We start from the raw sequence: 13,106 nt of genomic DNA on the forward strand, positions 1-13,106 counted from the left end.
GAAATGGACGAGGGAGTACTTGAACTTCCGGCTGACGGCTCCGAAAACGGTGGGTCGAATCGACGTTGGACGGGATCGACGATCGCCACAACTTACCTGTTCGCGTCCAAGGGACGCGTCATGGCGGATCGCTGGCTCGGCGCGTGGGGACTCGGCTCGGTCGCGTTCGGCGGCGCGTCCCTTCTGGTCCCGCTCTACATCGTGGAACTCGGTGCATCGCCGGTCCAGCTGGGCGTGCTGGCGGCGACGGCCGCTGGCGTCGCCGCACCCGGGGCGATCGCGTTCGGCCGCCTCGCGAACCGGGTCGCCCACCGCCGATTGCTGGTGCTCGCGACCCTGATCGGCGTCGCGGTTTCGCTGGCCGCGATCCCCTTTCTCACCTCAATTTCGGCGGTTATCGCCGCGAACGCGGTCCTCTGGTTGTTCGTCTCGTCGATCGGGCCGGTCCTGACAATGCTCGTCGTCGACGACGCCCCGGAATCCCAGTGGAGCGAACGGATCGGGCTCGTAAACAAGTATCAGGGCTACGGCTGGGCCGGCGGCCTCGTCATCGGCACGGTCTGGCCGGCCGTCGGGAGTCGACTGCTCGCGGCCGACGAGATCACGCGGACGCTGTGCTGGGTGCTCGCGGCCTGCGCCGGTATGAGTGCGATCCTGGCGGCGCGAACACTCCCACGGCCAGAACCGTCGGCTCACGTCACGGACGAGCGCGCTGCTCGTCGGATCGGTCGGCTCCTCGCGAGCTCCAGCCGGGGCGTCAGAGGGGCCACGGTCTCGTTCTCGCCGACCCGACTCTACTGGTCGACGCGCGGAATCGATCCCCGACGACTCGCGACCCACCTCGAGCCGCCGATGGCCACGTACTTCGTCGCCGGGGCGTTCTTCTTTACCGGCTCGGCCGCCTTCTGGGCACCGCTCCCGCTGTTCCTGACCGACGCCGGCTTCGATTCGGGACAGGTATTCGCGCTCTATCTGGCCTCGAGCCTCGGCTCCGCGGTCTGTTACGAGGCTGCCGGACGGCTTTCGGGGCGGTACGACGTTCGGCTCCTGCAGACCGGCGTCCTCGCCGCGAGAGGAGTGTTGTTCCCGGTAACCGTCGGTGTGGCGGGGCTGGCTGCGACCGTCGCCTTCGGAACCGCCGGTATCGTCCTCGCCCTTATCGGAATCACGTGGGCGGGGATCGCCGTCATCGGGACGGCGATCGTTACCCGGCTCGCGCCGCCGGGCCTCCGCGGGGAGGTACTCGGGGCCTACGTCGCGCTGGGGGCACTGGGCGGCGCGCTCGGCGGCGTCCTCGGCGGGTGGATTGCCACTCTCGGCTACACCGTGGCGTTCGGCGTCGCAGGTGGACTCGTCCTCCTCGGTGCGGCCCTGGTCGTCTCGCTCGAGGCGCTTTCGGGCGGCGGTCGCGCCGTAACAGCACCGCCGGAACCCGAAGGCGGGGTCGAGACGGTCGGCGACGAGATCGCGATGCAGGCAGCAAACCGCGAGGAGTAGCGGGCCGCTCTCGGGCGATTGTTTCGCCCTCGCGATCTATTGGCAGTACTATTTCACTGCCCGCAACGACTACCGGTAGCCGACCGACCCGATAAACCGAAATCAACGGTCGGTGGGCTTATGTTGCTGAACTGTGTTAACTTGCACCATGAATGGCGTCCTGAACGAGACGACGAACAAGATCCACCGGCACGAATCCGGCCGTTCCGACTTCCAGACGACCTGCGGAGCGACCTCCCACGTCGCTCACGACGATCTCCGACTGGTTCCCGTCGAGCGGGCGGTCAGTGACGCGGACGCGAACAGATGCGGTCGCTGTTTCGACGACGGCGGCGGCTACTGACGGTCCGATATCGTCCGAAGCGCGGACTCACAGCACCCGAAGCTCCGTCGTCCAGAACGACCGGACGGCATCCGCGAGCGCCGGCTTCGGATCGCCGGTCGCGTCGACGGCGGCCGTCGCGGTCGGCTCGAGTCCCGATTCGTCGACGAGCGCGTCGACGGTGCCTCGCTGCCCGACGAGATAGAGCGGCGTGTCGGCCCGTTCGCCCCCCGGTTCGTACGCCGCCAGCGCGTCGCGACAGCGCTCGAGGTGGTCGTCGATCTGCCCGTCGCGAATCCGCTCGAACCGGGCCTGCGAGAACCCGCCCTTCGAGTGACTCCCCTTGACGTCGCTCTCGAAGCCCCGGTAGTCGACGCGCTCGTCGTCCTCGTAGACGCCGAGGGCGAACAGATCGGTCCGGACCAGCGCGACCGCGTGTCGGCCGGTCGGCAGGAACCACTCCCGCTCGAGGGCGAACCGATCGCGCCAGGCCGCGCCGACGCCGGGGGTGATCGGCGGCTCGAGCGTCACGGCGAGCAATCCGGCGTCGTCGACGCAGCACAGACACGGCGCGGCGTCGTCGACGAGCGCAACTCGATCGCCGAGCACGTCGTCCAGATCCGCACGGACCGATTCGGGCACCGCGTCGTCCACGCCGGCAGTCAGCGCGCCTTCGGGACCCGTTCGGAGGGACGCCAGCAGGTCGAGGACCGCCTCGAGCCGGGGGCCGCGAAGCTGGTCGCGGCGTCGGACGGTCAGTTCGGTCTCGTTCGCGTCCACTCGCTCGAGTTCGCCCTCGAGTTGGGCGATCCGATCCTCGAGCCGGTTGATCCGCTCTTCGGCGTCCTGTCGTGCGGTGGCGGCCTCGGCCCGCCGTTCGGATTCGGCCTCGTAGCGCTTTCGCAACCGCTCGTTTTTCTCTTCGAGTTCGTCGATGCGAGCGTTGAGAGAGGTGCGGCCGAGTAACCTATCGAGCATCCGACCGAAATCGGGAAGCGTGGCTACTTCTAGGTTCCGGCGCTCGGCGGCTCGTCACCGGTCGGCCCCACGTTGTCGGCTCGCAAGCCGCCGGCGAACGAGAGCAGCTGACGGGCGCGCTCGCGCCGGGCCAGAAACACCTCCCGGAGTGAGGGAGGGTTCCGGACGTCGGTCCCCTCGAGCATCGACTCCGGCAACGCGAGCGTGTTCGCCGGGACGGCGTCCGCTCCGTGAACCGGGAAGTGACTGGTCTCGAGTTTCATCACCAGCGGCGCGTCGAGTCGCTCGAGGCCGTCGCCGGTAGCGTACACTTCCTCGTTGATGCGTTCGTGCTGGTCGCTGTGCATGAGTGCGTGTTCCCCGTCCGTCGGGGTCACGTAGAGACGTCCGAGATAATAGCTTCGCGAGAACACCTCGAACATGGTAATAGATACCATGGCCCGAAGTGATATAACTGTTGGCGGGTAGGTTTATCCCGACGCGCTATCAGTGCGTTCTCCGTTCGGCGGTCGCTCGGGCAATGTTCGGAAGGATCGGTCGCGGATCGATCCTATTAGATTTCAGATAGTGTCCGGTCAGCGGCCGCTTCGCTTGGGTCCTCACCCACCGGGGGAGATGTCACGATCACCCCCGTTGCAGTAGCGCTGACTGTGGCGTCTCTCCGATCACGGTATCGGCGTTCACGGCGCCTCGCCGGACGCAGTAGCGACCAATCGTGATGCAACTCCGACCGGAGTAGCAAGTGATTGATGCCTCGCTCTCCGAGTGAAACGATTTGAACCATCCGCTAAACACCGGTGAACCGGGCCCGCAAACCGTCGGCTGATCGAATCCGCTGACGGATACTCCACCCGCCTTGAACGCTCAAAACGAATCTCAGCGCTCGGTCGGTGCGATTAAACGGTTCGAACGAAGCTCCGTCTTTTTAGTACATTCATGCGAAAAAGAAAGACGATGAGACGCACGCGATCGGTCGCTCTCCTGGTGACCCTCACCGTCGTCGGTCTGACTGTCGCGCTGCTCGCGAGCGGTGCCGTCGCGAACACGTTCGCGGCCGCCGACGCCGGCGGTTCACAGTCCGACTCGACGAACGCGTCCGTCGGGACGGTCATGCAGGCGAGCGCAGCCGATACGACAAACGGGGTGGAGTCGGGGATGTTCGATGCGGCCTACGAGCGCGCCGACAACGAAAGCCGAGCAGCGGTGGTCAGCGAGCGGACTGACGCCCTCGAGGCGAAAGTAACTGCACTCGAGAACGAACGCGTCGCTCTCGAGTCTCGACGCGGGGAGCTCTCCACAGGGGCTTACCGATCGCAAATGGCCCGGCTGACGGTTCAGATCGCCAGCCTCGAGCGGACGATCGAACGAACGGAGTCCCGGGCCGACGAGGCCGGCATCGGCAGGGATCGGCTCGCTGAACTCCGAGGGAACGCGACCGCGATCCGCCAGGCCGCTTCGGAGCAGGCCGGACCGGACGTCGCGGCGGTCGCTCGGGGAGTGGCCGGCGGCGGACCTCCCGTTAATGACGCAGGGCCACCGGCCGATCGCGGCGGCCCCACCAACGACGGGTCGCCGGGAGCCGGTCCCGATACCGGCTCGCCGGGATCCGCACCCGGTGAGACGGCGCCAGGAAACGGTTCGGGTGCGGGAACCGATCCTACCGGTCGATCGTCGGGAAACGGCGCTGAGAAACAGTCGCCCGGCGCGCCGCCGACCGATCCTGGCGAACCGGACGGCGAATCGAGCGATGGGTCCGATACCGACTCAGGGACGCCCAGCGGAGCCGACGCCGACGACTGATCTACTCTCACTCGGGTTCGAACCGCGTCGATCTGTCGCATACTGCGAGCAGACACGCTTTTCAGCGCCGATCACTAACGCTGTCTCGATGGATTCCGCCGCGCTGTTGGATTTGCTCGGGAACGAAAACCGGAGGCGAATTCTCCAGTTACTCGCCCGGAAGCCGTGTTACGTCACTGAAATTTCTGAATACCTCGGCGTGAGTCCCAAGGCGGTCATCGAGCACCTGCGAAAACTCGAGGAGGCGGGGCTGATCGAGAGCCGCGTCGACGACCAGCGGCGGAAGTACTTCCACATCGCCCGGAACGTCCGACTCGAGGTGAACGTCTCGCCGTACGGCTTCGCGAGCAAGAGCGCCTACCCGGCCAACAGTAGTTTCGATATCACGACCTGTCGACATCTCTCCCTCGATATCTCGTGGGACGAAACCGAGGATCTCGACGAGCTACTCGCCGTGTTGGAAGATCTGGAACGGCTCGAAAACGAACTGTCGCTGGCCCAGCGATGGGTCCAGGGGCAGCTCTACGACGTGCTCGAGAACATCTCCGAGACCGTCGGTGCTGGCCCGGAGAGTCGGATCTACGCCGACCTGCTCGCCAGCGTCCGTTCGGAACCGAAATCGGTCGGTGAACTCAGCGAAGATATCGACGCTCCCCGCGAAGTCGTCGCCGACTTACTCGAGGTGATGGCCGACAACGGGGTCGTTCGCCGGACGGAACGCGGCTGGGAACTGACGACCAACGGCTAATCAGCCGATATCCTGCGAGAGTCCGTCGCGGAGGTCGCGACCGAAGTAGTAGCCCACGACGGACGCGAGGAGCCCGACGGTCGCGCCGACGGCGATGAGCGGCTGTCCGGAGCCGACGGCGATGAGGACGGTGTTGCTGATGACCGCCGCGACGCCGCCGACCGAGACGCCGGCGGCGCTCATCTCGAGATAGCGCCGTTTCGACGCGAGGAGCCCGATTATGAAGGCGACGGCGAACATGCCGATCATGCGGCCGGCAAACGGCAGGACGGTCGCCCCGGCCAGGACGCCGGCGCTGAGCACGCCGACGAGCGCGAGATACTCCTTCGGCGAGAAGTATCGCCCGAGCGAGAGTCGCGACGTGATCGGTGAGAGCCACGATCGCGACGAGCCGGGCTCGGACCCGGAGTCGACCGTACCGTCGGCCTCGAGACCTCCGTCTTGCGTGCGATCGAACTCACTGAGCGGATCGACGCCGCTGTCGCCGCCCGCCGTGCTCCTCGCGGACTCGGATGGCCCGTCGTCGACGGTGGGACCCGACCCCGAGAGCAGGCGATCCGTCTCCTCGAGGAGATCGTCGGTCGCGGGGGCGTCCGGCTCCCGACTCTCGGTCACCTCGTCCGAACGGTCGCTCATGCTCGAAACCAGGCCGGCCTCCAACATGGACCTTTCCCCCTCCGGCCGCAGGTTATACGGTGGCGGCCATCCCACCGATCCTATGACCTGGGCCGCGACGGCCGCGTTCGGACTGCTCTCCGTCGGGACCGGAGCGTTCATTTACGTGCTCGTGGCGAACCTCGAGTCCCAGCCGGAGTATCCGGAACTGATGACGGACCTGCTTCGACTGCTCGGGATCGCAATCGCGGTTGTGGCACTCGGGATCGGGCTGGTCTTTCTCGTCGCCGCTGGCTATGCATATACGTGGTGACTGTGTGTGTACATGTAGCGACAGTATATGCACATGTGGCGACAGCAAGCGTACACGTGGCGACAGCGTCGAACGCTGCTCGTCCGAAAAATCGGTGAACGCGACCGTTAGCGAACCGAGTCGAGCAGGAGCTTCTGTTCGACCCGCTTGACCTCGTGTTGGACGTCGCGGACGGCGTCGATGTTCGCCGAGATCGAGCTGATCCCTTCGTTGACGAGGAACCGGGCCATCTCGGGTTTGGAGCCGGCCTGTCCGCAGATGCTCGTCTCGACGTCGTGTTCGCGACACGTCTCGATGACGTTACCGATGAGTCGCAGGATTGCGGGGTGGAGTTCGTCGAAGCGGTCGGCGACGTGCTCGTTGTTGCGGTCGACCGCGAGCGTGTACTGGGTCAGGTCGTTGGTTCCGAAGGAGGCGAAGTCGATGCCCGCTTCGGCCATCCCCTCGACGGACAGCGCCGCGGCCGGCGTCTCGATCATCGCCCCCCACTTTCGCTTCTCGGGGTCGATGCCCGCCTCTTTCATGCACTCTTTGGCCTGATAGATGTCCTCGGCGTCGTTGACCAGCGGGAGCATGATCTCGACGTTGTCGTACCCCAGCTCGTAGAGGCGACGGAACGCCTCGAGTTCGTGGCCGAAGACGTCCGGCCGATCGAGCGAGCGCCTGATGCCCCGGTATCCGAGCATCGGGTTGTGCTCGTCGGGCTCGTCCTCGCCGCCCTCGAGCTGACGGAACTCGTCCGTCGGGGCGTCGAGCGTGCGAACGCGGACGGGACGCGGATAGAACTCGTCTGCGACGCCGCGAATCCCCTCGACGAGCTCCGTGATATAGGCGTCCTCGCCGTTTTCTTCGATGAACTTCTCGGGCGTCTGGTTCAACGAGAGGATCATGTGTTCCGTCCGCAGGAGGCCGACGCCGTCGGCTCCGGTTGCGGCGGCTCGCTCTGCGGCTTCGGGGATGGAGACGTTGACCTTCACCTCCGTCGCGGTCATCGGCTTGACCGGCGACTGCGGGCGGACTTCCTCGACGGGTTCGGTTTCTTCTTCCGGATCGACTGCCGACCCCTCCAGCACCGAACCCTTGTCGCCGTCGAGCGTGACGACCTGGCCGTCCTCGAGGACGGTCGTCGCGTTGGTCGTCCCGACGATGGCGGGAACGCCGAGTTCGCGGGAGACGATCGCGGCGTGGCTGGTCATGCCGCCCTCGTCGGTGATGATGCCCGAGGCCCGCTTCATCGCGGGCACCATGTCGGGCATCGTCATTTCGGTGACGATAACGTCCCCCTCGCCGACCTTGGCCAGGTCGTCGAGCTTTTTGACGATCCGCGCGGGGCCGCTGACCGTCCCCGGACTCGAGCCGAGCCCGTCGACGAGCACGTCGCCGGTACCGCTCGAGTCGGTCCCGTCAGTACTACCGCCCTCGGCGGCCTGTACGCTCCCGCTGCCGTCGGTCAGTCCCTTCGCGGCGTCGACGCTTCCGGTCGGATCCACGGCGTCCCTCCCGTCCTCGTCGATCGTCGTGATCGGGCGCGACTGGAGCATGTAGACATCGCCGTCGACGATCGCCCACTCGACGTCCTGGGGTTCGCCGTAGTGATCCTCGACGCGCTCGCCGAGGTCCATGAGATCGTCGATCTCGTCGTCGGAGACGACTCGCTGGGTCCGCCTGTCCTCGGGCACCTCGCGCTCGACGGTCTGGCCGGTCGCCTCGTCTTTCTCGTGCATCACCTTCTTTTCGGCGATGGTGATGTCCATGGACCGGTCCTCGCGATCGATAACGTAGTTATCCGGCGAGACGGCACCGGAGACGACGGCCTCGCCTAGCCCCCACGCGGCCTCGATGATCATCGTCGCGTCGCCCGTCGAGGGGTGGCTCGTGAACATCACGCCCGACTTCTCGGCGTCGACCATCTGCTGGACGACGACCGCGATGTTCACCGCGGAGTGATCGAACCCCTGCTCCTGGCGGTAGTAGATCGCTCGCTGGGTGAACAGCGAGGCCCAACACTCCCGAACGCGGTCCAGCAGGGCTTCCTCGGTCACGTTGAGGAACGTCTCCTGTTGGCCCGCAAACGAGGCGTCCGGCAGGTCCTCGGCCGTCGCCGACGACCGAACGGCGACGAACGCCTCGCCGTTGCCGACCTCGTGGTAGCTCTCGAGGATCTCCGTCTGCAACTCGTCGGGGAACGGCGTCTCGAGGATGAGTTCCTGCGCGCGGTCGGCAGCGTCGGCCAGCGCGGCCGAGTCGTCGACGTCGACGTCGACGGCCGCGAACAGCTCCTCGTCGATTTCGGCCTCTTCGATAAACGATCGATAGGTCCCGGCGGTCACGACGAATCCCGGTGGAACGGGCAGCCCCGCGCCCGTGAGCTCGCCCAGGGAGGCACCTTTACCGCCGACCGTCTCGAGGTCGCCGGCACTGATCTCGTCCAGCCAGAGTACAGCCATCTCTAGTGAGGTGGTCACTGGAACGAATAAAGAAGGTTGCGAACGGTCGCCATCAATCCCAACTCGCAACCGAATGAATTCCACCCGTCTCCGTCGTCAGACGGGCCGTTCGGATCGGAACTGACTGCCCGAGAACCGCTGCATCTCGTAAGATAGCAGCGCCGCGACTCGAGATTCGGGAAGTACTCCTCGGCACCGCCGACCGACCTGTTTCTCGCGGTGAGAAAACGACCTCGGACGCAGTCACCGATAGCTGTCTCTCTGCATATCTGTTCGCTCGCTCGTTTCAGTGTAAACCCCATCCACGAAAATAGTGGCCGCTTTGAGTACTGGCCGCTTCGTCGACTCCCCCACACGCTCGAGGTGGCCGATATCAGGCCTCGAGAATCTCGTCCTCGTCGTCTTCGGGGACGGCGATCGAGCCGTCGAGCACCGTCACGCCGCGGCCGCCGACTTGCACCCCGTCGTCGAGGCGGACGCGGACCAGACCCGGCCGGTCGACGTAGTGGCCCTGCTCGAGTCGAAGCTCCTCGGGCAGGTCGTCGTCGAACGCGCCGAAGTGATCGAGGTACGCGCAGACGGCCCCGCTGGCGGTGCCGGTCACGGGGTCCTCCGGGACGCCGGCTCCCGGCGCGAACATGCGACCGTGGAGCGTCGACTCGGGTTCGAGCGCGTCGAACGAAAAGAGGTAGACGCCCGCGGCGTCGACCGCGTCGGTGAGCGCCTCGATCGCGGTCATATCGGGCTCGGCGCTGCCGACGTCCGAGAGGTACGTGATCGGCGCGATCAGGAACGGCAGGCCGGTCGAGGACACCGCGAGCGGAATGTCGGCGCTCGCGCCCTCGAGTGCGGCCGCATCGACGCCCAGCGCGTCCGCGACGCGGTCGTAGCCGACATCGACCTCGCGGATCGACGGGTCGTCCTGCGTCATCCAGACCGTACCGTCCTCGGCGACCTCGATCTCGAGGACGCCGACGTTCGTCTCGAGGGTCGTCGATCCGGCCTCGAGCCCCTCGTCGTGAAGGTGGGCGAAGCTACCGATCGTCGCGTGACCACAGAGATCGACCTCCTGTGTGGGGGTAAAGTACCGAACGCGACGGTCGGCGTTCTCGCTCGAGCGGAGGAACGCCGTCTCGCTGACGGCCATTTCGGCGGCGATCGCTTGCATCTGGTCGTCCGAGAGGCCGTCCGCGCTCGGAACGACGCCCGCCGGGTTCCCGGTGAGCGGTTCGTCGGTGAAGGCGTCGACCTGCAAGATCCGAATCGTCTCCATACGACGTGGGTGGTGCGACCGGCGTATGAATCCTCGGTCCCGCCGTCGGCGGACGGCGCAGTCACCGCTCGCCGATCCACGCGGCGATGTCGTCGACGACCTCCTCGGCCACGTTGTTCCGAACGGCGTACGCGAACGCCAGCGACTCGCCCTCGCCCGGCATGAACAGGTGGTTGAGTCCCTCGTACGTCTCGAACGTCGTCGCCGACTTCCCCTCGAGTTCGCGCTCCCACCGCTCGAGGTCGTCGGCCACGGTCACCTGAAAGTCGCGCTCGCCCTGCAGGAATCGGAACGGAACGTCGACCTCGGCCGCAGTCTGGACGTGGTCGTACGCCGCGATACTGTCCCAGAAGGCACCCGGTTTCCCGAGCAGCCGTTCGTCGGGGTCGTACTCGCCCTCTCGGAGCCGGTCGCTCTCGTCGACCCAGGTCTCGTACGTGGCGCGCAGATCTTCCCACTCGTGGCTCCCGACCGTCGCCTTGTGCTCGAGTTGCTCGAGGGTCAGTTCGCGATACGGCCGTGCCGGCGCGGCCAGCCCGACGACGCCGGCGAGATCGCCGTCTCGAGCGGCGATCCTTGGCGCGGCTCGGCCGCCGAGTCCGTGCCCGACGACGACGATCCGGTCCGGGTCGACGCCGTCGACGGCCCGGAGCCGCTCGATCGCGACCGCGGCGTCGTCGACGGTGACGCGATCGAGCGTGTACTCGTCGAGCGCGACCTCGCAGGCAGTATTGCGTTTGTCGTATCTGAGAGACGCGACGCCCCGCGTGGCGAGCCCCTCTGCGAGGTCCGCAAACGTCCTCGTGGCGCCTCGGGGAGTGTCCGCGGTCATCGGACCGTCGTCGTGAACGAGGACGGCCCCGGGAACCCCGTCGCCGTCCGCGGGCGTCGCGACGGTCCCCGACAGCGAGCAGTCCGGAACCGAGAGCGAGACATCCCGCTCGCCGAACGCGTTCGGATCGACGTACGCCGGTCGTTCGTACTCGTCGGCGATGCCACAGTTGCGGATCCGCGACTCGGTATCGACGATGACGCCGCAGTCGTGATCGCCGCGGTCGAACGACAGCGTCACGGTGACCAGATTACCCTGGTTGCCAGCAGTCACGCTCGCGTCGACGACTTTCTCGAACGCGCCGCCGACCGTCGCGAAGGCCAGCCAGACTCGTTCGAGTCGACCGGGATCGCCGTACCGGTCCCGTTCGTTCTCCACGAATCGTTCACTGGCCCGTTCGAACCGTCCGTTTGCGAGGTCGTCGACGAACGCCGTCGCTACCTCGTCGGCCGACCTTGAGCCGTCGGTTTCGTCGTCAGCGCCGATCCCGAGCAGATCGGTACAGCCGGCCGCTGCCGTCGCTGTCGCCGTTGATACCGCCGCCAGAACGGTCCGTCGTCGAGGTGCCATCGATACCGAACCGACCACGGTTTGTCAGATAAAGACGAGGTCGATTCTCTGTGACTGTGTTTGGGTTTGATATTCGAAGGTGTCCACGACTCACGGCCAGTTGCGGATCAATCGTCTCCTGCTTCCTCGAGCGGATCACCGTGCTCGTGGTCCGCCATCGGCGGCAGATTGCCGGACCGGTGAGTCCCGACGGGCGGCCGATTTACGTCCGCAGCGGGCGAGGACTCGAGGTCCGTCCGTTTCTTGCCCTCGATCGCTTTCATCTCGCCGTCCTCGCGTGCATCCTGGTCGATCCGCATCGAACAGAACTCCGCGCCACACATCGAGCAGAATCGGGCCTCTTTGTAGTTGTCTTCGGGGAGCGTCTGATCGTGGAACGACCGGGCGCGGTCGGGATCGAGCGCGAGGTCGAACTGCTCGCGCCACTCGAACTCGTAGCGGGCCTCCGAGAGGGCATCGTCCCAGTCTCGAGCACCGGGCCGTTCGTTTCCGACGTCGCCGGCGTGGGCGGCGATCCGATAGGCCGCGAGGCCGTCCCGGACGTCTTCCTCCTCGGGGAGGCCGAGGTGTTCTTTCGGGGTAACGTAACACAACATTGCGGCACCGGCCTGGGCGGCCATCGCCGCACCGATCGCGCTCGTGATGTGGTCGTAGCCCGGTGCGATGTCGGTCACCAGCGGACCGAGCACGTAAAAGGGCGCGCCGTCGCAGACCTCCTGCTGTCGCTCGACGTTCTCCACAACTTTGTGCATCGGAACGTGGCCCGGCCCTTCGACCATCACCTGGACGCCGCGGTCCCAGCCGACGCGAGTGAGTTCGCCCAGCGTGTCGAGTTCGGCGTACTGAGCCTCGTCGCAGGCGTCCGCCAGACAGCCCGGTCGCAGACTGTCGCCCAGACTGAACGTCACGTCGTGCTCGGCGAAAATCTCACAGATTTCGGGAAAGATCTGATACAGCGGGTTCTGCTCGCCGTGTTCCTCCATCCACTTGGCCATAATCGAGCCGCCTCGAGAGACGATTCCCGTCTTCCGGCCGTCGGTCAGCGGCAGGTGCTCCGCGAGGATCCCCGCGTGGATCGTCATGTAGTCGACGCCCTGCTCGGCCTGCTTTGCGATGATCTCGAGCAGCAGGTCTTTCGTCACGTCTTCGGGGCTCCCGGCCTGCTTGACCGCCTCGTACAGCGGCACCGTCCCGAGCGGTATCGGCGAGTGTTCGATATGGGCTTCCCGAATCTCGTCCAGATCGCTCCCGGTTCCCAGATCCATCACCGTGTCCGCGCCGTAGTGGACCGCAGTGTGGAGTTTCTCGAGTTCCGTCTCGAGGTCGCTGGTCGTCTCGCTGTTGCCGATGTTGGCGTTGACTTTCGTCGCGAACTCGCGGCCGATGATCATCGCGTCGAGCGCGTCGTGGTTGACGTTCGCCGGAATCACGGCCCGCCCCTCGGCGACCTGCTCGCGGACGAACGCCGGATCGCGGTTCTCTCGTTCGGCGACGCGTTCCATCTCGGGCGTCACCGTCCCCTCGCGGGCGGCCTGAATCTGTGTCTGCGGCATCGATAACTAGATTATACTACTTGGTTATAAATTGCCGGATGCCGGTCCCCCGCAGTGACGGGAAGTTCGCTGGATGAGGACTCGCTGCCCTCGCTCGAGACGAGCGGATCGTTTCAGCCGACTTAAGGGGGCCGCGCTCGAGAGACCGGGTAGGTGGC

Annotated in this window: 12 protein-coding genes; 5 read left to right on the top strand and 7 right to left on the bottom strand. The window is 66.1% G+C overall.

From position 1 onward, the window contains the following. The first annotated feature begins 120 nt into the window (after positions 1-120). Both LDH74_RS00360 and LDH74_RS00365 read left to right on the top strand, forming a co-directional pair. Complete coding sequence (locus tag LDH74_RS00360) at positions 121-1,497, top strand: MFS transporter (RefSeq protein ID WP_226040656.1); 1,377 nt, start codon at positions 121-123, stop codon at positions 1,495-1,497. A 148-nt stretch (positions 1,498-1,645) separates the two neighbouring features. After that, positions 1,646-1,840: a hypothetical protein gene (locus LDH74_RS00365; RefSeq protein ID WP_226040657.1), complete on the top strand. Its 195-nt coding sequence runs from the start codon at positions 1,646-1,648 to the stop codon at positions 1,838-1,840. A gap of 27 nt (positions 1,841-1,867) precedes the next feature. Here LDH74_RS00365 and LDH74_RS00370 read toward each other — a convergent pair whose 3' ends face one another. Further along, positions 1,868-2,797 carry a Vms1/Ankzf1 family peptidyl-tRNA hydrolase gene (locus LDH74_RS00370; protein ID WP_226040658.1) on the bottom strand — a complete coding sequence of 310 codons (930 nt, stop codon included), beginning with the start codon at positions 2,795-2,797 and terminating at the stop codon, positions 1,868-1,870. 29 nt (positions 2,798-2,826) lie between these two features. Next, positions 2,827-3,219, bottom strand: a complete 393-nt coding sequence (locus LDH74_RS00375) for a DUF5802 family protein (RefSeq protein ID WP_226042579.1) — start codon at positions 3,217-3,219, stop codon at positions 2,827-2,829. Positions 3,220-3,751: 532 nt separating this feature from the next. Here LDH74_RS00375 and LDH74_RS00380 point away from each other — a divergent pair. Further along, on the top strand, positions 3,752-4,597 hold the full coding sequence (locus LDH74_RS00380; RefSeq protein WP_226040659.1) for a hypothetical protein: 846 nt from the start codon (positions 3,752-3,754) through the stop codon (positions 4,595-4,597). A gap of 88 nt (positions 4,598-4,685) precedes the next feature. Continuing rightward, positions 4,686-5,345 carry a metalloregulator ArsR/SmtB family transcription factor gene (locus LDH74_RS00385; RefSeq protein ID WP_226040660.1) on the top strand — a complete coding sequence of 220 codons (660 nt, stop codon included), beginning with the start codon at positions 4,686-4,688 and terminating at the stop codon, positions 5,343-5,345. Here LDH74_RS00385 and LDH74_RS00390 read toward each other — a convergent pair whose 3' ends face one another. Beyond that, positions 5,346-5,981: a DUF456 domain-containing protein gene (locus LDH74_RS00390; RefSeq protein ID WP_226040661.1), complete on the bottom strand. Its 636-nt coding sequence runs from the start codon at positions 5,979-5,981 to the stop codon at positions 5,346-5,348. It abuts the gene before it with no gap. An 82-nt stretch (positions 5,982-6,063) separates the two neighbouring features. On the opposite strand from LDH74_RS00390, the gene LDH74_RS00395 reads away from it, so the two are divergent. Next, positions 6,064-6,273, top strand: a complete 210-nt coding sequence (locus tag LDH74_RS00395; RefSeq protein WP_226040662.1) for a hypothetical protein — start codon at positions 6,064-6,066, stop codon at positions 6,271-6,273. A gap of 107 nt (positions 6,274-6,380) precedes the next feature. Here LDH74_RS00395 and ppsA read toward each other — a convergent pair whose 3' ends face one another. The 4 genes from ppsA to thiC all read right to left on the bottom strand — a co-directional run bounded on the left by ppsA (position 6,381) and on the right by thiC (position 12,948). After that, a complete protein-coding gene (gene ppsA / locus LDH74_RS00400; protein WP_226040663.1) occupies positions 6,381-8,720 on the bottom strand; it encodes a phosphoenolpyruvate synthase in 2,340 nt (779 codons plus the stop codon). Between the two features lie 373 nt (positions 8,721-9,093). Continuing rightward, a complete protein-coding gene (locus LDH74_RS00405) occupies positions 9,094-9,993 on the bottom strand; it encodes a PhzF family phenazine biosynthesis protein (RefSeq protein ID WP_226040664.1) in 900 nt (299 codons plus the stop codon). A 61-nt stretch (positions 9,994-10,054) separates the two neighbouring features. Then, entirely contained in the window at positions 10,055-11,395 is a 1,341-nt protein-coding gene (locus tag LDH74_RS00410; protein ID WP_226040665.1) for an alpha/beta fold hydrolase, read from the bottom strand. Between the two features lie 107 nt (positions 11,396-11,502). Beyond that, entirely contained in the window at positions 11,503-12,948 is a 1,446-nt protein-coding gene (gene thiC / locus LDH74_RS00415; RefSeq protein WP_226040666.1) for a phosphomethylpyrimidine synthase ThiC, read from the bottom strand. Positions 12,949-13,106 lie beyond the last annotated feature (158 nt).

This window comes from Natrinema sp. DC36 (assembly GCF_020405225.1).
Taxonomy (GTDB): domain Archaea; phylum Halobacteriota; class Halobacteria; order Halobacteriales; family Natrialbaceae; genus Natrinema.